This window comes from Streptomyces sp. NPDC030798 (genome assembly GCF_055572275.1).
The window spans coordinates 344,205-361,160 of sequence record NZ_JBVIDR010000003.1 but is presented as its reverse complement, the minus strand read 5'-3'; the positions used below and the strand labels follow the sequence as shown (position 1 = coordinate 361,160).

The window sequence follows — 16,956 nt, the reverse complement described above, 5'->3', positions numbered from 1 at the left end:
GTCCACCATCGCGCATCCCGCCCCCTCCGGCGGGGATCCGGTGGCGGGTGGCCGAAAAATCAGCGGCCCCGGGACCCGTCCCCGGCGTGCCCCGGGTCTCCTGTCTCCAGCAGCGTGACCAGCGCGCGGGCCGCCGGGCTGGTGGCCCGCTCCGGCGGCAGCAGGGCCACCGTCTCGTACTCCGCCTCGGCCGCGCCCTTCAGCGGCAGTGCCGTGAGCGCCGGCCGCTTGTGCCGGAAGTGGCGTGGCACCACGGCGACGCCCAGGTTCTCGTCGACCAGGTCCAGCAGGCTGTGCACGTCGTTGACCTCCAGCGCGACGGTGCGCCGCACCCCGGCCGCGAGGAAGGCGGCGTCGGTGGTGCGGCGCGGCCCCCAGTCCGGGTGGAAGTCCACGAACACCTCACCGGCCAGGTCCTGCGGCGTGAGCACCGCCCCGGCGGCGGCGAGCCGGTGGCTGGGATGGCACAGCACGGTCATCGGCTCGCTGGTCAGCGACACCGAGCGGAGCTGGTCGCCGTCCGCCCGGGTGCGGTAGGCGAAGGCCAGGTCCAGCCGACCGGCCGCGACCTCCTCGGCCAGCGCGCCCGAGCCCGCCTGCCGCAGCCGGATCTCCACGTCCGGATGGCGCCGCCGGAAGGCCGCCAGCAGCCCCGCGACATGCACCCCGGCGATGCACTGCTCGGTGCCCAGCGCCAGCGTGCCGCGCAGCACGCCCTGCACCGCGGCCACCGCCTCGTGCGCCGTGCGCACCTGGGCCAGGATCCGCTCGGCCTCGCCGAGCAGGGCGCGCCCCGCCTCGGTCAGGGTCACCCGCCGGGTGGTCCGCACGAACAGCGGCGCCCGCAGTTCCCGCTCCAGCGCCCGGATGGACGCCGACAGGCCGGACTGGGACACCATCAGGCGTTCCGCGGCCCGGGTGAAATGCTGGTCCTCGGCGACCGCGACGAAGTGCTGGAGATGGCGCAGTTCCATGATTGTGCAGCCTAGCCGCACAATCCCATCGGATTCTCCTGTTGGACCGCTGTGCGTGCTCCGCGGAAGAGTGGACAGGCCAGACCGTGTGCCCACCCCTCTGGAGTCTCGTTGTACACCGCACACCCCGACCGTTACGCCGATCTGCCCTACCGGCGCACCGGACGCAGCGGCCTGAAGCTACCCGCGCTGTCGCTCGGCCTGTGGCACAACTTCGGCCCGGACCGGCCGGTCGAGACCCAGCGCGCCATCCTGCGCCGCGCCTTCGACCTCGGCGTCACCCACTTCGACCTCGCCAACAACTACGGCCCGCCGCCCGGTGCCGCCGAGTCCGCGCTGGGGGAGTTCCTGAAGGCGGACTTCGCGCCGTACCGCGACGAGCTGGTCATCTCCACCAAGGCGGGCTACCTGATGTGGCCCGGCCCGTACGGCGAATGGGGCTCGCGCAAGTACCTGCTGTCCTCCCTGGACCAGAGCCTGAAGCGGATGGGCCTGGACCACGTCGACATCTTCTACTCGCACCGCCCCGACCCGGACACTCCGCTGGAGGAGACGATGGGCGCCCTGCACTCGGCGGTGCAGCAGGGCAAGGCGCTGTACGTCGGCGTCTCCAACTACTCGGCGGAGCAGACCCGCGAGGCGGCCCGCATCCTCGCCGACCTCGGCACGCCGCTGCTCATCCACCAGCCGCGCTACTCGATGCTGGACCGGCGCCCCGAGGACGGGGGCCTGCTGGACGCCCTGGACGAGCTCCAGGTCGGCTCCATCGTCTTCTCCCCGCTGGAGCAGGGCCTGCTGAGCGACCGCTACCTCGACGGCATCCCGGAGGGCTCCCGGGCGGCGAGCGACAGCCCGTTCCTCAACTCCGACGCGGTCACCGAGGACCTGGTCGGCCGCCTGCGCGCCCTGAACGACATCGCCGCGGCCCGCGGCCAGACGCTGGCCCAGATGGCCCTGGCCTGGGTACTGCGCGGCGGCCGGGTCACCTCCGCCCTGGTCGGCGCGAGCAGCCCGCGCCAGATCGAGGACAGCGTCGGCGCCGTCCGCAACCTGGACTTCGACGCGGAGGAACTGGCCCGTATCGACACGATCGTCAAGGGCTAGGCCCGCGCGGCGGTGGCCGCGGCGGGGCGACAGGCCCCTGCCCGTGACCGCACGCGGGGGAGCACGCGGCGGATGCCGCGTCTCGCGCGCTCGAGCGGGCGCGCTCCGCCTCGTACGGTCGTGCGGACCAGCCGGCGCTCGCCCGCACGGTCCACCGCCCCGCCCCCGCCGGCGCCCGCCGCCACCATGGGCCGGCGCCCGGAGCGCCGGGTGACCGGACAGGTGGGGGCGGGGCGGAGGGCTGCGGGCGCCGGCCCGGACCGAGGTGTCCATCGGTCACGCCGCCGGCAGCCGGTCCAGGAAGCCCAGCACCTGCCGGATGCGGCCCTCGGCGTCCAGTGTGATCACGTCGGACCCGGCCACCGGGGCGGAGCCGTCGGCCTCGTTCACCAGCTCCCAGCCGAAGCGCGCGACGTCGTGGTGCCCCTCCACCGTGCCGAGGAGACGGAAGGCGAACCCCGGGAACTGCTCCTGGGCGGCGGCGATCACGGCCGCGATGCCGTCGTGCCCGCGGACGTCGGCCAGCGGGTCGATGTAGCCGCCGTCCGCGGCCCAGGCGGCGGCGACCGCCTTGGCGCGGGCCTCGGACTCGGTGGCGTTCCAGGCCTCGAGGTAACGGACGACGGCACTCTCGTAACGGTCGGTGTTCACGGTCATGGCGAATCAGCCTCCAAAGAGGTCGTCACTGCTGGTCGGAAGCCGGATCCGGGACTTCGCCGATCCGGTGTGACCACCATGCCCGCCCGTCCAGGGGCCGGTCGATTACCTCCGGGGTCATGACCGGGACGCCGTACACCCGCGCATTCCCGGCCACTTCGGGCGGTGAATATGCCAACAGACTGGCCGGAAAGTCATGGTGACAGTGTGTCGGGAGTGGCGATACTCGAACGGCAGGGGCACTCCAACCGCACAGAATCGCACGGAAAGCGAGGCGACCCCCTGGGACCGGCCTGCACCTCAGCGAGGCGACGGGGGAGTGATCGTGCACGACGAATTCCTGTGCCATGTCACGGCGTACGGCACCTGCGGCGGACAGCGCGTCGGCGTACCGCTCGGCACCTACCGCGCGCCCACCCTGGCACTGGCCCTGTGGTGGTTACGGGACCGGGCGTCCTGGATCGCCGAGCGGCTGGACCCCCGCCCCGAGGACCCCGCCTTCCCGGCGGGCGCGCTCGTCCCCGTCGCGGACACGGTGGCCGACGTCCCCGCCCTGCTGCGCGCCTGGTGCGCCGACGTGGCCCGGCAGGAACAGGTCGCGGACGAGTTGGCCGGAGGCCGCCTGGTGCGGATCGCCGCCAGCGACGACACCACCGAGTACGAACTGCTGGCGGAGTCCGTCGACGCCCTGCGCATGCAGCGCACCCTCCCGGCACTCGTCGTACCCGTCGCCTGACACGTGCCACGCCCCGCCCGCAGCCCACGAACAGCCCTGTCACGCGGCGCACATATGGTCGAATCGGGCACCACGCGGTGCTGCCCTGCGACGGCGGCCACTGGACGCTCCGCTAGGTCACGGACGCGTCGACCAGGCCCCGCCGCCGCACCGGCCGGGCCAGCAGCGCGCCCACGAAGCCCGCGGCCAGGCCCCACAGGGCGCCGAGGCCCACCGCCTGCCACAACCGGGGCCGCAGGAAGAGCATCCCGGACAGCCCGCCGCCCAGATCGCCGATGCCGAGCAGGGACAGCCCGTAGTGCGCCGAGATCCGGCACAGCAGACAGATCATGAACACCGTGAGAGCCAGGGCCACCGCCATCCGCACCGCGTGCTGCCAGGCCCGGACACCGGCCGGCGACCGTACCGCCATCCCGAAGGCCACGGCCGGGAGGAGCACCGCGTCCACGACCAGCAGCCACCACATCGTGCCGTCGTAGTCGGTGAGCGTGTGCAGGTTGAGCGTGGAGACGTCGGGTGTGCGCAGCACCTTGTCCAGCACCTGCGGCACGGGCAGCCCGAACGGCCCGTCCACCCTGCCGTGCCAGGTGGCCCCCTGGCCGAGGGTGAGGGCGAGCCACACCAGGTTGGGCAGCCCCAGCAGGATCAGCGCGAACGTCTCGGCCGGGTGACCGCGCGTCGCCGCCACCACCAGCGCCAGCACCAGGCCCACGACGACATAGCCGAGCAGCAGGACGACCATGGCGTGCGCCGCGGGCCGTACCGGCTCCCGCAGCCGCAGCAGCCGCCCCGGCAGCGGCGCGCCGGGGGCCACCAGCAGCGCCAGCACCAGCACCCCGGCCAGCCACAGCAGCCCGAACAGCACGGTCAGCGGCACGTCCGTGGTGAACCCGAGCGTGGGCTCGACCCCGAACAGACCGGCCAGATCGCTGAGGGTGCCGTCGCCCACGTCCACGGCGAAGGTCTGGCGGGCCGCGACGGACAGCCCGATCAGCGCCAGCAGCCAGAGCACCGCCAGCCGGGCGGCCCAGCCGGCCAGCTCCCCGGCCGAGGCGACCGCCCGGTGCCGCAGCGGCCGCAGGAAACCCGCCCCGATCACCAGGGCCCCGGCCAGTGTCACCGACAGCGGGATCACGCTGAGGCCGGCCCGGGTCCGGGCCAGCGCGCCGGCGTCGCCGGTGAGTTCGAGGCTGCCGCCGACCGCCGCCACCACGGTCGCCACCACGACCCGGGCGAACGCGCCGTCCGGCAGGTCCGCCGCCCCGGCCGCCCACAGGCCCACGGCCGCGAGGACGACCATGACGGTCAGTCCGGTCAGCACGGCCGCCAGGGCCTGCGCCCAGCCGTGACGGGCCACGGGCCGTGCGGAGACGGTCGGAGGGCTCACGCCTGTCACGCTAGGCAGCGCCCGCCCGCCGCGCGCGCCGGGTGGGCCGTCCGGTGTCGGCTTGCGGGCCGTCCGGGACCGGGGCACACAAGGGGATCCGCTGCGCATCACATGCGCACGAGCGGGACCGTCCCCGAGGTGAGCCGCGCCTCGCGCGGGGGGAAGCGGGGCAGTGAGCGGGCCCACGTTTCGCGGGGGACTGCGGCGCCCGGCTCGGGGTACGAGGACAGATGCGACAGTGACCGGCCGGACCGGGCATTCCGAGAGAGACACGTATGACCGAGCACCTGGGCGGGGCAGTGATACCGACTGGTTTCGATGTACCCGTGGAGCCGCTGCGACGCGCGGCGCACTACACCGGCGAACCCGGATGCATCGCTGAGGCACGGGCCTTCACGGCCCAGTTCCTGCAGCAGCTGAGGACCGAGTGGTGCGCGGACATCGACCGCCGGACCGACGGCGATCTGCTCCTCGTCGTGAGCGAGCTGGTCACCAACGCCGAACAGCACAGCAGCGGCCCCTGCATCCTGGAGCTGGAGGGCACGGACACCGCCGTCGTGGTGGCCGTATACGACAGCAGCTCCGCCCTGCCCCGCCGGTTCCCGAAGAACCCCGAACGCGTCGGCCGGCACGGCCTGGAGATCGTGCACGCCGTGGCCGCCCAGGTGACCGTGGAGCGCGTACCGGTGGGCAAGCGCGTGTGCGCGCGCGTGGAACTCAAGCGGTGAACCGGTGGGGGCGTCGCCCGCGCGCTCCCCGTTGCCCCCTGGCCGGGCCCGGGCGCCCAGCGCCCGGGCTCACCTCACGCGCAACCCAGTTCGCCCAGCATCCCCTGGCGCAGCCGGGTGATGATCCGCTTGATCAGCCGCGAGACGTGCATCTGGGAGCAGCCGAGCCGTTCCCCGATCTCCGCCTGGGTGGCCTCCTCGACGAACCTCATGTGGATGATCTGCCGGTCGCGGTCGCTCAGCTCGGCCATGAGCGGGGCGAGGGCGTGGAAGTCCTCGACGAGCCGCAGCCCCTCCTCCTCCACGCCGATGAAGTCCGCGAGCACGGCCTCGCCGTCCTCGGGGCCGTCGCCGGTGAGCGCGGCGTCCAGGGACGCCGAGTTGTAGCCGTTGGAGGCGAGCTGGGCCTCGACCACCTCGTCCGCACTGATGTTCATGAGCGTGGCGAGCTCGGCCACCGTCGGGTCCCGGTCCAGCCGGCTGGACAGTTCCTCCCGGGCCTTGGCCAGCTCCACGCGCAGCTCCTGCAGCCGGCGCGGCACGTGCACCGCCCAGGTGGTGTCCCGGAAGAACCGCTTGATCTCGCCCACGATGTAGGGCAGCGCGAAGGAGGTGAACTCGACCTCGCGCGACAGCTCGAACCGGTCGATGGCCTTGATCAGGCCGATCATCCCGGTCTGGACGATGTCCTCCATGTCGTCGCCGCGGCCCCGGAACCGCCCGGCCGCGAACCGCACCAGCGACATGTTCATCTCGATGAGGGTGTTGCGCGCGTACTGGTACTCGTGCGTGCCCTCCTCCAGTTCGGCCATCCGGCGGAAGAACTGCCGGGACAGCTCCCGCGCGTCGCGCGGCGCGACGGCCGCCGGGTCCTCGATGCCAGGCAGTGATCCCTCGCCCGTCCTGTCCCGCTCGGTCTTCTCCACGACCTCTGCTCCCGACCGGATCCCGGCGGTCTTCATTGCCTCTCCCACGAAAGTCACGGTTCGACGTCTGCCTCTGGGGCCTGGTCCATCCCTGCCCACGGTGCGTGTTCCCCGGATACCCGGAAACCGGAATCCCATGCCTGCCCGTGGTGCCGTTCACCCAGCGGGTACCCCCGGTGACGGCACGCATGCGGCCCCCGCCCAGCCCTGGCCGGAAATAACCGCCGTCCGGGTGCGCAGACGGTGCCGGGATCTAGGGTGAGGGGGTGACGAACCAGGTGAGCGACGACGTCCGTGTCATCCCGCTGCGCCCCGCACCGGCTCGCCCGGCGGCCCCGGACCCCGCGCCGAAGGAGCCCTTGTGGCGCGATCTGGTCGGTGGGGTGCTGCGCCGGGAGCGGCTGGCGCAGGAGCGCACCCTCCGGGAGGTGGCCGATACGGCCCGGATCTCCCTGCCGTACCTGTCCGAGATCGAACGCGGCCGCAAGGAGGCCTCCTCCGAGGTCCTCGCGGCCGCCGCCCACGCGCTCGGTCTCGGTCTCGGCGATCTGCTGTCGCTGGCGCAGGGCGAGCTGACCCGGCAGACCTCCACGGCACGGCGTACCGCGCGCCGCACCTCCTACCAGGGACTCTCGCTCGCCGCCTGAGCCCGGCCGGAGACGCCGCCGGGGCATGCGTCCGAAAGACACCGCGGGGCGGCCGATGAGTTCCGGCCCGGCGACCGGTCGACACAGATGACCGTGTTCCACGCCCCAGGAGGTACGCATGACCACCGACGGATTCACCACGTGTCTCTGGTTCGACGGGCAGGCCGAGGAGGCCGCCGAGTTCTACGTGTCGGTCTTCAAGAACTCCAGCATCGGCCGTGTGGGCCGCTACACCGAAGCCGGCCCCGGTCCGGCCGGCTCGGTGCTGACCGTGGAGTTCACCGCCAACGGCCAGAAGTTCGTCGCGCTGAACGGCGGCCCCCAGTTCACCTTCAACGAGGCCGTCTCCTTCCAGATCCTGTGCTCCGACCAGCAGGAGATCGACCACTACTGGAGCAGGCTCACCGAGAACGGCGGCGAGGGCGGTCCCTGCGGCTGGCTCAAGGACCGCTTCGGCGTCTCCTGGCAGGTCGTCTACGACCGGCTCATCGACCTGATCCAGGACGCGGACGCCGAGAAGGCGGCCCGCACCATGCGCGCCATGATGGCCATGGGCAAGCTGGACGTCGCCGAACTGGAGAAGGCGTACGCGGGGGAGTAGGAACCGGCGGGACCTACCCGGCCTCGGCGAGGATCTCGGCGATCACATGCCGGGAGTTCTCCGCCAGCGCCGGGTTGGTGTCCCAGTAGTACGGAAGCTGGACCAGCGACACCGACAGCGCCCAGCCCCGCCCGCGCGCCCACTCGGCGTCGTCGGCCCCCACGGCCTTGCGGAAGGTGGCCCGGGCGGAGGCCGGCAGCAGGTTCCAGGCGACGATCAGGTCCACGGCGGGGTCGCCGACCCCTGCGGTGCCGAAGTCGAGCACGGCGCTCAGCCGGCCGTCGTCGACCAGTACGTTCCCGGGAGAGAGATCCCCGTGGGCCCACACCGGCGCCCCGGTGTGCGCCGGGGCACTCAGGGCCTGCTCCCACAGGGCCGAGACGGCGTTCGCGTCCACCCGCGTGCCCAGCTCGGCCACGGCCGCGCGGGTGAGTGCGTCCCGCTCGGCGAGCGGACCGCCCCGGTAACCGCGCGGGGCGTCCCCCCGGAGCGGTCGCGCGCAGCGCGCGCACGAACGCCCCGAGGTCCTCGGCGAGCCGCTCCGGCTGCTCGACCGCCCCCGCGACCGGATTGCGGCCCTCCAGCCAGCGGTAGACGGACCAGGGCCAGGGATGGCCCTCGTCCGGCTCGCCCATTCCCAGCGGCTCGGGCACCGGCACCGGCAGCAGCGGCGCGAGCCGCGGCAGCCATCGCTGCTCGTGCCGCACGTCCGACACGGCCGAGGGCCGCCGGGGGAGCCGTACGACGAGATCGGTGCCCAGCCGGAACATGGCGTTCTCGGTTCCGGAGGAGGGCAGGCGGCGTACGGGCAGGGCCGCCCACCGGGGAAACCGGCGGGCTATCAGACGGTGGACCAGCGGGGCGTCGAGGTCGAACTCGTCGGCGTGCATCCGCCCGGGCTGCGGGCTGTCGAAGGCGCTCATCGCGAGCCATCCCACCGCCTCGACGCCCTCGCTGTCCAAGGGATTTCGCCGGGCTCAGACCCGGTCGGCCACGATCAGCAGGTACTGGAAGCTGCCGTTGCGGTACGCGGACAGGAAGGTGTCCTCGATGCCCGTGACCAGATGGTCCGCCTGCCGGCGCAGCTCCCAGTACGGCAGAGCCGCCGCCGTCAGGTCCTCGACGTGCACCGGCACCAGCCGGTTGCGGGCCATCGCGCGGAAGTACTCCGAACGCGGATGGATGTCGCAGATGTAGTGCGCGTTGATCAGCGAGACCTCCCGGGAGGCCCGGCCGTAGGTGTCGTTGTAGCAGCCCGTGATCACCACGTACCGCCCGCCGCGGCGCAGCAGCCGGGCGTGCTCGGCGAACAGCAGGTCCAGCTCGACGTACATGGTGGACTCGTTGTTCCACGACGCCGCGTACGCACCCGGCGCGAAGCCGGTGTCGAGCATGTTGCGGTGGTGGTAGCGCACCTTGCCGTCGATGCCCCGCGCACGGGCCTGCGCGTTGGCGAAGTCGGCCTGCTTGGCGGAGATCGTGACCCCGTCGGCGTGACAGCCGTAGCGCAGATGCGCCACGACGCTGCCGCCGCCGCGCCCGCAGCCGGCGTCGAAGACCCGGTCGGTCGCGGTGAGAGGTCCGAGACGGGAGGCGAGCAGCTCGGCCTGGGCGTGCTCCAGCCGGTGCAACTCGGCGGTGACGCGCTCCCGGCGCAGCTCCGCGTCGGGCTCGTCGAGCACCGAGAAGTCGGCCTCCCCGATGCCGTAGTGGTGGTGGTACAGGTCGTCGATCCTGCCGAGTTCGAGGTTGACCGGATTCTCCTCGGCGTTCCAGTACTCCGCCACGCGGCTCTGGTACGTGGACTGGGCCGGTACCGCGGCAGCCGTGGTGGGGGCGGCGGGGGCGCTGGTCAAATGGGTCTCCTTGATGGTGCTGTACGGCGTTTCACTTCACTGCCACTGGCGGGTCACCAGTAGTCGGGCAGGTGGTAGCGGTGGGTGTTGGTGGCGTGCCACTCGTGGTTGCCGGACACCCAGGCGGCGAGCCCCCGGGCGTAGCGCTCGACGAGGGGCGAGGTGGCGGACAGGACGGCCGACTCCTCCTCGAAGGCCTCCATGATCCGGTTGTGGATCTCGACGGACCTCAGATAGGCGGCCTTCAGCCCGCACCGCTCGTGGGCGGCGACGACCTGCGGCAGGTTGAGGTGGGTCGGATCGCTCGCCAGCTCCTTGGTGAAGGAGTACAGGTCGTTGACGATCGTGGTGGCGTTGCAGGCCAGCGCGGTGATCCGCTGGATCTCGGGGCGGGCGTACACCGGTTCGGGCAGCTCGTAGCCGTCCACCGCGTCGACGATCGACAGACACGGGCGGAAGTTGTTGAACTGGCGCATCACCAGGTACTCCCACACCCGCGGCACATACCGGGTCTCGGCCCAGGCCGCCTCCGCGAGGTAACCCAGGTGCAGCCGGGCGATGTCGTGCACGAACCGGCCGGTCTGGCTGGGCGTGGCGAAGCCGGCGTAGTCGGCGAGGGCGAAGTGGTACGAGCGCAGGGGACCGTCGGCCCGCATGCCCCGGCGCCACTCCTCCTCCAGCTCCGGGATGCCGTGGTAGGGGTCGATCGCCGACTGGGCCATGATCAGCCGCCCGCCGAGGCCCCGGCGGGCGCCGCCCCGGCCCTCGTCCTCCTCGCAGTAGCAGGAGTCGACGACGTTCTCGGCGAGCAGCAGTTTGCCGGCGACGGTCAGCCGCTCCAGGTCCAGGGCGCCGGGATGCTGCAGGACGACGGCCCGGCCGAACTGGAAGCCGGAGAAGTCCCCCTGCCACGCCTGCGGGAACAGATCCAGGTCGCGGGCCCAGGTCTCCAGTCGGCGGTCGACCTCGGCGGCCTTCTCCGGGTCGGCGGGGGCGGCCGGCGGGCAGTGCAGTCCGGGGATCGCCCCGGTGCGCCGTGGCCTGCGCAGGCTCTGCGCGATGTTCGGCGGCCCGGGCAGCGCGTAGGCGCGGGTGGGTGTGCTCATGGCGTGCTCCAGGACCTCAGTCGGCCGTCCGGCCGATCTGGACGTTCTCCAGGATCCCGGCGGCGTCGGGGACCAGGATGGCCAGCGAGTAGTAGGCGGTGACGAGGTAGTTGACGATCGCGGCGCTGTCGATGCCCATGAAGCGGACGTTCAGGCCCGGCTGGTACTCCTCGGGGATGCCCGTCTGGTAGAGCCCGATGACGCCCTGGTCGGCCTCGCCGGTGCGCAGCGCGATGATGCTGGTGGTGTGGTCCTCGCTGATCGGGATCTTGCTGCACGGGAGGACGGGCACCCCCCGCCAGGCGGGCACCTCGTGTCCGTCGACCTGCGCGGTGCCGGGCACCAGGCCCCGCCGGTTGCACTGCCGGAAGAAGGCCGCGATCGCCTTCGGGTGGGCGAGGAACACCTTGGTCTTGCGCCGCATCGACAGCAGCTCGTCCATGTCGTCCGGCGTCGGCGGCCCGGTGAAGGTGCTGACGCGCTGGCCGTAGTCGACGTTGTGGAGCAGTCCGAACTCCCGGTTGTTGACCAGCTCCCACTCCTGCCGCTCGCGGATCTCCTCGACGGTGAGCCGGAGTTGCTCGGCGGTCTGGTCCATCGGGTCGTTGTAGAGGTCGGCGACCCGGGTGTGCACCCGCAGCACGGTCTGGGTGAGCGACAACTCGTACTCGCGCGGCGCGAGGTCGTAGTCGACGAAGCCGCCCGGCAGCGTCGGCTCGCCCGCGTGGCCGGCCTGGACGGGGACCTCCGCCTCGCCCTTGCGGTTCATCGGCCGGCCCTGGCGCTCGACGTACGCCCGCAGATGGGCCCCGAGCGACGGCACCCGCTCGATGAACTCCGCGACGACGGCCCAGGGCAGCGCCAGCACCACACCCGCGGTCTCGGCCCGGACCGAGGCGAGCCACAGCGGGTCCGACTGGCCGACCGCCTCGTCGCCCATCTGGTCGCCGTCCGTGACGACCCCGATGATCTCCTCCTCGCCGTACTTGCCGGACGTGTAGCGGGTGAACCTTCCGTGCACCACGAGATAGGCCTCGGTGACCGGCTGGCCGGCCTCGAACAGCACCTGGCCGGCGCGCACCTCCCGGGGCTGGAACCGGGCGGCGATCTCGCGCAGCACGTCCGTGTCGGGGTAGCCGCGCAGGACCGGCAGCTCGGTCAGCGTCTCGGGGACGACCCGGATGTCGTCGGCGCCGTTGTGCTCGAAGTGCACGCGCCCGCGGCCGGTGCGCAGCTGCAGCCGCCGGTTGACCCGGTAGGTGCCGCCCCTGACGTCCACCCACGGCAGGGCCTTCAGCAGCCATCGGGAGGTGATGGCCTGCATCTGGGGTGCGGACTTGGTGGTGGTGGCCAGCTGGCGCGCCGCCCGGGTGCCCAGGCTGGTGAGCTGCCCGTCGGCCGGGGCGGCGGGCTCGGGTTCGTCGACTGCGGAACCGGTGGCGATGTCCGGAGTGGACACATTCCCTCCTGCGGAGAGGCGGACGGGGGTGATGCCGATCGATGGGTGGTGCGCGGGATGCCGGTGCGCTCCGACCAGCCAAACAGGACACGTGAGCTGCGGGTACGGCGCGCAGGGGGCGGATTTGATCAAGAGGTGGTGCAAACCCGCTGCCGAGGGCGTGCCGCCGCGGGAACCGTGATCGCGCGCCGGTGCGCTGCTTCCGCACCCCGGGTGAATCCGCCTCCCTGTCGCCCCGCGCGGATCGCCCGGCATCTTTCGGCGCGCGGGCCGGGCGCGGGATGACTAGCGTGATGTCCCGGGACGTACCGTCTGACCGAGAGGGCCCGGGCCATGGCCGTGCAACCTGAAGGAACGCCCTGTTGGGCCGATGCCATGTTCAGCGACGTCGAGGGCGCCAAGACCTTCTACGGCGACGTCCTCGGCTGGACGTTCGGCGAGACGTCGTCGGAGTACGGCAACTACACGCAGGCGTACGCCGACGGCAAGGCGGTCGCCGCCGTCGTACCGCCGATGCCCGGCCAGGAGGGGCAGTCGCAGTGGTGCCTGTACTTCGCCTCGCCGGACGCGGCCGCGACCGCGCAGCGGATCCGGGACAACGGCGGTGAGGTGCTGATGGAGCCGATGCGGGTCGGCGACTTCGGCACCATGTGCCTGGCCCGCGAGCCCAGCGGGGCCGTGTTCGGCGTGTGGCAGGCGGGCACCCACGAGGGCTTCGAGGCGACGGCGGTGCCCGGTGCCTACTGCTGGGCCGAGGTCTTCACCCGGGAACCCGAGAAGGCCGACACCTTCCTGTCCGCCGTGTTCCCGTACCGGGCCAAGGAGATCGAGGACCACGCGATCGACTTCCGCATGTTCGACATCGGCGAGGAGACCGTCCTCGGCCGGATGCGGATGACCGACGACTTCCCGCCCGAGGTGCCGTCGTACATCAACGTGTACTTCACCGTCGACGACTGCGACGCGGCGGTGGCCCGGGCCGGCAAGCTCGGCGGGGTCCTCCGCTTCGGCCCGATGAGCAGCCCCTTCGGCCGGTTCGCGGCGCTGACCGACCCGCAGGGCGCGAACTTCTCGGTGATCGACATCACGACCACCGAGGGCGACATGCCGAAGGTCAAGGAGGTCTGACCGGCCCGGGCCCGGCGCCTCGCGCGGTCGTGGCATGATCGGGCGCATGCGTGAACGTGTGGTGGCCGCGTGCGACGGGGCTTCGAAGGGCAACCCCGGACCGGCCGGATGGGCATGGGTGGTCTCGGACGACGAGCGGACGCCGGACCGCTGGGAGTCGGGACCCCTCGGCCGGGCCACCAACAACGTCGCCGAACTCACCGCCCTGGAGCGTCTGCTGACGGCCGTCGACCCCGACGTGCCGCTGGAGATCCGGATGGACTCCCAGTACGCGATGAAGGCCGTCACCACCTGGCTGCCCGGCTGGAAGCGCAACGGCTGGAAGACGGCCGCCGGCAAGCCCGTCGCCAACCAGGACCTGGTGGTCCGCATCGACGCGCTGCTGGACGGCCGCTCCGTGGAGTTCCGCTACGTGCCCGCCCACCAGGTGGACGGCGACCCGCTGAACGACTTCGCCGACCGCGCCGCCAGCCAGGCCGCCTCGGCGCAGGAGGCGGCCGGCAGTGCCCTCGGCTCCCCGGAGCCGCCGCCCTCGCCCGATGCACCCGTGGCCAGGGCGCCGCGCCGCAAGGCGGCGCCCCGCCGCACGGGCGGCACGGCGTCCTCCCGCACCATCAAGGCGAAGTTCCCCGGCCGCTGCCCGTGCGGCCGGTCCTACGCGGCCGGCGAGTCCATCGCCAAGAACGCGCAGGGCTGGGGCCACCCGGAGTGCCGGACCGCCGAGGCCTGATCGGCGCGCGGCCCGGTCAGTCGTCGAAGGTGTAGAACCGCGTGTGGTCCAGCAGGTCGGCCGGGCGCACGTCGTTCCACGGCTTCATCGTCTCGTTCAGGTCGACGACGTCCGGGGTGTTGCCGGTCGGCACGTACCCCGCGTCCGGGTGCCGGCGCTGCCACTCGGCCCACAGCTTGTCGATGTAGGCGTGGTGCAGCCAGAACACCGGGTCGTTGGGGGAGACCCCGGTGGCCATCTGGCCGCCGACCCACACGTGCACCCGGTTGTGCAGGTTGACCCCGCGCCAGCCCTCCAGGTGATTGCGGAAGCCGTCGGAGGCGCTGTTGTAGGGCGCCATGTCGTACGCCGGTATCGACAGCACCGACTCCACGTCCGCACGGGTCGGCAGCTCGCGCACGCCCTGGCCGAGCGAGCGGCGCAGGAAGGTACGGCCGTCCACCCGCACGCTGATCGGCCAGTTGCCGCCGGTCGCGGCGAACGGGCCGTCCATCACCCGACCGTCCGAACTGCGCCCGGTGCCCCCGAGGAAGTCCGGTGCCCACAGCGAGGCGCGCACCGTGCGGTCGGTGCTCCAGTCCCAGTACGGCAGTGCGACGGAGGAGTCGACCGACTGCAGGGCCTGCTCGAAGTCGAGCAGGAATCTGCGGTGCCAGGGCAGGAAGGACGGGGAGCGGTGGCCGGTCCGCTCGCCGCTGTCGGTGTCGGACATGATGAAGGCGTTGTGGGTGCGGACGAACGCGTCGTAGCGTCCGCTGCGCTTCAGTTCGAGGACGGCGTCCACGAAACGCCGCTTCTCGTCGGCGGACAGGGTGGCCTGGTTCTTGCGTACGGTCATGTGCGAGGTGCTCCGGAAGTCCTGGCGGAGGGCGGTCAGTTGGCGGGGAACGGCAGCAGAGGTGCGCCCTGCAGCTCGTCCACCGCTGCGCGGGCGGCGGCGCGCGGGGTGGGCACCGGGTCGTAGTGGCTGACGACGCTGATCCAGCTGCCGTCGGCGTTGCGCATCACGTGCAGCTCCACGCCGTCGACGAACACCGCGTAGCCGCCGCCGTGTTCGTGGTGATGACCGCCCATGGTCGACGGACGCCCCTGTATCCGGCGGCCCTTGTACACCTCGTCGAAGGCCTCCGGCGAGCCGTGCTCGTGCCCGGAGGCGAGAACGCCGGGCGCGGCGAGGGCGGCAGGCGCGGCGAGGGTGGCCGCGGTGGCCGTGGTGGCGAGGGCGGCCGCCGCGGTGAGTGCGCGGCGCCGGGTGAGTCCGGGCATACGGGTCCTCCTGTGCTGGTGTTCGAGGGGTGACCCGGCATGCCTATCGGGACCTCCGGGAGCGGGAGAAATCCCCCGGTTCCGGTTGGCTGCGATCCGGACAATTACCCACATGTGGTGCAAGGTTGAACCAAGACGATCTTGCTGCCCCGGAGTGCCGACCGAGTGCGGAACGGGCAATTCCTTGCGGTCGCGCCCGTGATCGGGGTGGTTCCTCTCGCTCGCGGTCCACCGGAGTGGCGCGGATCACCGCCACAGAGTGACGCGATCCGGAAGCCACGCCCCCGTCCGGCCGGCCTGTTACTCTGCGTACGAAATGGCTACATTGAGTGATTGTCGGGGGTGTGTGTGAAGATCGTCTGCGTCGGAGGCGGGCCCGCGGGCCTCTACCTCGCCGTCCTGCTCAAGCGGCAGAACCCGTCCCACGACGTCACCGTCCACGAGCGCAACCCGGAGGGCTCCACCCACGGCTGGGGCGTGACCTACTGGCGCGGCCTGCTCGACCGGCTGCACCGGTACGACCCCGAGTCCGCCCGCGCCATCGAGGCCAACTCGGTGCGCTGGACCGAGGGCGTGGCGCACGTCCGCGGCCGGGTGACCCGGCAGCCGGGCGACGAGGGGCACGGCATCGGCCGCCACCGCCTCCTGGAGATCCTCGCCGGGCGGGCCCGCTCCCTGGGCGTGCGGCTGGAGTTCGGCAGCGACGTCACGGCTCGCGACCTGCCGGAGGCCGACCTGGTCGTGGCGGCCGACGGCGTGCACAGTGCCCTGCGCACCCGGTACGCCGACGACTTCGGCACCCGTCTCCAGGAGGGCCGCAACCCCTACCTCTGGCTCGGCACCACCAAGGTCTTCGACGCCTTCACCTTCGCCTTCGTCGAGACCGCGCACGGCTGGATCTGGGCCTACGGCTACGGCTACAGCGGCGAGCGCAGCACCTGCGTCGTGGAGTGCGCCCCGCACACCCGCGCCGGTCTCGGCCTGGACCGCGCCGACGAGCCCGGGACCTGCGCCCTGCTGGAGCGGCTCTTCGCCGGCGTCCTCGACGGCCACCCCCTCCTCCTCCGACCGGCGGCCGGCGCCTCCTGGCCCGTCTTCCGCACCGTCACCAACCGCACCTGGCGCCCCGGCAACCTGGTCCTGCTCGGTGACGCCGCCCACACCACGCACTACTCCACCGGCGCGGGCACCACGCTCGCCCTGGAGGACGCCATGTGCCTGGCCGCCTGCCTGGGCGCGCACCCCGCCCTGCCGGAGGCCCTGGCCGCCTACGAGCACCGGCGCAGATCCGCCCTGCTCGCCGCGCAGAGTGCCGCCCACCACAGCGCGCGCTGGTACGAGAACCTGCCCCGCTACATCGACCTGCCCCCGCACCGCATGTTCGCCCTGCTCGGCCAGCGCCACTCCCCCCTGCTGCCGTACGTCCCCCCGCAGCTCTACTACGGCCTCGACAAGGCGGCCGGGCGACTGGAGCCGCTGCGCCGGCTCAAGCGCCACATCGGGCCCCGGCTCGCCCGCGCCCTGCAACCCCGGTCGTAGCCCCGCCCGCAGCCGAGGCCGCCCTCCCGCCCACCGAGGAGCCCCCACGGCCGTACCCGTCGCGTTCGACTCGCGGCCCTGACCGTCCCCGGCGACGCAACCGCCGCCGCCC

The 16,956-nt window shown here is 72.5% G+C and carries 17 protein-coding genes and 1 pseudogene; 8 read left to right on the top strand and 10 right to left on the bottom strand.

Going from position 1 to position 16,956, the window contains the following annotated elements; translation table 11 throughout:
- Window positions 1-59 precede the first annotated feature (59 nt).
- Complete coding sequence (locus tag ACZ404_RS09950) at window positions 60-974, bottom strand: LysR family transcriptional regulator (RefSeq protein ID WP_468437815.1); 915 nt, start codon at window positions 972-974, stop codon at window positions 60-62.
- Between the two features lie 111 nt (window positions 975-1,085).
- Here ACZ404_RS09950 and mgrA point away from each other — a divergent pair, with 111 nt between their 5' ends.
- The gene (gene mgrA / locus ACZ404_RS09945; protein WP_468437813.1) at window positions 1,086-2,078 is read left to right on the top strand and encodes an L-glyceraldehyde 3-phosphate reductase; all 993 of its coding nucleotides are present in this window, start codon (window positions 1,086-1,088) and stop codon (window positions 2,076-2,078) included.
- 276 nt (window positions 2,079-2,354) lie between these two features.
- Here the strand turns inward: mgrA and ACZ404_RS09940 are convergent, their stop codons facing one another.
- Window positions 2,355-2,735 (bottom strand): nuclear transport factor 2 family protein, encoded by a 381-nt coding sequence (locus tag ACZ404_RS09940; protein WP_468437811.1) that lies wholly within the window; start codon window positions 2,733-2,735, stop codon window positions 2,355-2,357.
- A 325-nt stretch (window positions 2,736-3,060) separates the two neighbouring features.
- Here ACZ404_RS09940 and ACZ404_RS09935 point away from each other — a divergent pair, with 325 nt between their 5' ends.
- Window positions 3,061-3,471, top strand: coding sequence for a hypothetical protein (locus tag ACZ404_RS09935; RefSeq protein ID WP_468437809.1), 411 nt, complete (start codon window positions 3,061-3,063; stop codon window positions 3,469-3,471).
- A gap of 112 nt (window positions 3,472-3,583) precedes the next feature.
- Here ACZ404_RS09935 and ACZ404_RS09930 read toward each other — a convergent pair whose 3' ends face one another.
- Window positions 3,584-4,858, bottom strand: a complete 1,275-nt coding sequence (locus tag ACZ404_RS09930; protein WP_468437807.1) for a streptophobe family protein — start codon at window positions 4,856-4,858, stop codon at window positions 3,584-3,586.
- 275 nt (window positions 4,859-5,133) lie between these two features.
- Between ACZ404_RS09930 and ACZ404_RS09925 the strand changes: the two genes are divergently transcribed.
- Window positions 5,134-5,586: an ATP-binding protein gene (locus ACZ404_RS09925; RefSeq protein ID WP_468437805.1), complete on the top strand. Its 453-nt coding sequence runs from the start codon at window positions 5,134-5,136 to the stop codon at window positions 5,584-5,586.
- Between the two features lie 74 nt (window positions 5,587-5,660).
- Here the strand turns inward: ACZ404_RS09925 and ACZ404_RS09920 are convergent, their stop codons facing one another.
- Entirely contained in the window at window positions 5,661-6,548 is an 888-nt protein-coding gene (locus tag ACZ404_RS09920) for an RNA polymerase sigma factor SigF (protein WP_468437803.1), read from the bottom strand.
- A gap of 230 nt (window positions 6,549-6,778) precedes the next feature.
- Between ACZ404_RS09920 and ACZ404_RS09915 the strand changes: the two genes are divergently transcribed.
- Together ACZ404_RS09915 and ACZ404_RS09910 are read left to right on the top strand one after the other, a co-directional pair.
- Window positions 6,779-7,159, top strand: a complete 381-nt coding sequence (locus tag ACZ404_RS09915) for a helix-turn-helix domain-containing protein (RefSeq protein WP_468437802.1) — start codon at window positions 6,779-6,781, stop codon at window positions 7,157-7,159.
- 118 nt (window positions 7,160-7,277) lie between these two features.
- On the top strand, window positions 7,278-7,760 hold the full coding sequence (locus tag ACZ404_RS09910; RefSeq protein WP_468437800.1) for a VOC family protein: 483 nt from the start codon (window positions 7,278-7,280) through the stop codon (window positions 7,758-7,760).
- Between the two features lie 13 nt (window positions 7,761-7,773).
- Here the strand turns inward: ACZ404_RS09910 and ACZ404_RS09905 are convergent.
- The 4 genes and pseudogenes from ACZ404_RS09905 to ACZ404_RS09890 all read right to left on the bottom strand — a co-directional run bounded on the left by ACZ404_RS09905 (window position 7,774) and on the right by ACZ404_RS09890 (window position 12,181).
- Window positions 7,774-8,650, bottom strand: a pseudogene (locus tag ACZ404_RS09905) (aminoglycoside phosphotransferase family protein).
- 87 nt (window positions 8,651-8,737) lie between these two features.
- Window positions 8,738-9,616, bottom strand: coding sequence for a geranyl diphosphate 2-C-methyltransferase (locus tag ACZ404_RS09900; protein ID WP_468437798.1), 879 nt, complete (start codon window positions 9,614-9,616; stop codon window positions 8,738-8,740).
- A 53-nt stretch (window positions 9,617-9,669) separates the two neighbouring features.
- On the bottom strand, window positions 9,670-10,722 hold the full coding sequence (locus tag ACZ404_RS09895; RefSeq protein WP_468437796.1) for a family 2 encapsulin nanocompartment cargo protein terpene cyclase: 1,053 nt from the start codon (window positions 10,720-10,722) through the stop codon (window positions 9,670-9,672).
- Between the two features lie 16 nt (window positions 10,723-10,738).
- A complete protein-coding gene (locus ACZ404_RS09890; RefSeq protein WP_468437795.1) occupies window positions 10,739-12,181 on the bottom strand; it encodes a family 2B encapsulin nanocompartment shell protein in 1,443 nt (480 codons plus the stop codon).
- A gap of 333 nt (window positions 12,182-12,514) precedes the next feature.
- On the opposite strand from ACZ404_RS09890, the gene ACZ404_RS09885 reads away from it, so the two are divergent.
- Entirely contained in the window at window positions 12,515-13,309 is a 795-nt protein-coding gene (locus ACZ404_RS09885; RefSeq protein ID WP_468437793.1) for a VOC family protein, read from the top strand.
- A 34-nt stretch (window positions 13,310-13,343) separates the two neighbouring features.
- Complete coding sequence (locus tag ACZ404_RS09880; RefSeq protein ID WP_468437791.1) at window positions 13,344-14,039, top strand: ribonuclease H family protein; 696 nt, start codon at window positions 13,344-13,346, stop codon at window positions 14,037-14,039.
- A 16-nt stretch (window positions 14,040-14,055) separates the two neighbouring features.
- On the opposite strand, the gene melC2 is transcribed toward ACZ404_RS09880, so the two are convergent.
- On the bottom strand, window positions 14,056-14,877 hold the full coding sequence (melC2, locus tag ACZ404_RS09875) for a tyrosinase MelC2 (RefSeq protein ID WP_468437789.1): 822 nt from the start codon (window positions 14,875-14,877) through the stop codon (window positions 14,056-14,058).
- A gap of 35 nt (window positions 14,878-14,912) precedes the next feature.
- A complete protein-coding gene (gene melC1 / locus ACZ404_RS09870) occupies window positions 14,913-15,305 on the bottom strand; it encodes an apotyrosinase chaperone MelC1 (RefSeq protein WP_468437787.1) in 393 nt (130 codons plus the stop codon).
- Window positions 15,306-15,647: 342 nt separating this feature from the next.
- Between melC1 and ACZ404_RS09865 the strand changes: the two genes are divergently transcribed.
- A complete protein-coding gene (locus tag ACZ404_RS09865) occupies window positions 15,648-16,844 on the top strand; it encodes an FAD-dependent monooxygenase (protein WP_468438150.1) in 1,197 nt (398 codons plus the stop codon).
- Window positions 16,845-16,956 lie beyond the last annotated feature (112 nt).

Bases quoted from the DNA above. Each gene is read 5' to 3' on its own strand.
- ACZ404_RS09950 (WP_468437815.1), bottom strand. From the start codon at position 974: ATGGAACTGCGCCATCTCCAGCACTTCGTCGCGGTCGCCGAGGACCAG.
- ACZ404_RS09940 (WP_468437811.1), bottom strand. From the start codon at position 2,735: ATGACCGTGAACACCGACCGTTACGAGAGTGCCGTCGTCCGTTACCTC.
- ACZ404_RS09925 (WP_468437805.1), top strand. From the start codon at position 5,134: ATGACCGAGCACCTGGGCGGGGCAGTGATACCGACTGGTTTCGATGTA.
- ACZ404_RS09920 (WP_468437803.1), bottom strand. From the start codon at position 6,548: ATGAAGACCGCCGGGATCCGGTCGGGAGCAGAGGTCGTGGAGAAGACC.
- ACZ404_RS09910 (WP_468437800.1), top strand. From the start codon at position 7,278: ATGACCACCGACGGATTCACCACGTGTCTCTGGTTCGACGGGCAGGCC.
- ACZ404_RS09895 (WP_468437796.1), bottom strand. From the start codon at position 10,722: ATGAGCACACCCACCCGCGCCTACGCGCTGCCCGGGCCGCCGAACATC.
- ACZ404_RS09885 (WP_468437793.1), top strand. From the start codon at position 12,515: ATGGCCGTGCAACCTGAAGGAACGCCCTGTTGGGCCGATGCCATGTTC.
- ACZ404_RS09880 (WP_468437791.1), top strand. From the start codon at position 13,344: ATGATCGGGCGCATGCGTGAACGTGTGGTGGCCGCGTGCGACGGGGCT.
- melC2 (WP_468437789.1), bottom strand. From the start codon at position 14,877: ATGACCGTACGCAAGAACCAGGCCACCCTGTCCGCCGACGAGAAGCGG.
- melC1 (WP_468437787.1), bottom strand. From the start codon at position 15,305: ATGCCCGGACTCACCCGGCGCCGCGCACTCACCGCGGCGGCCGCCCTC.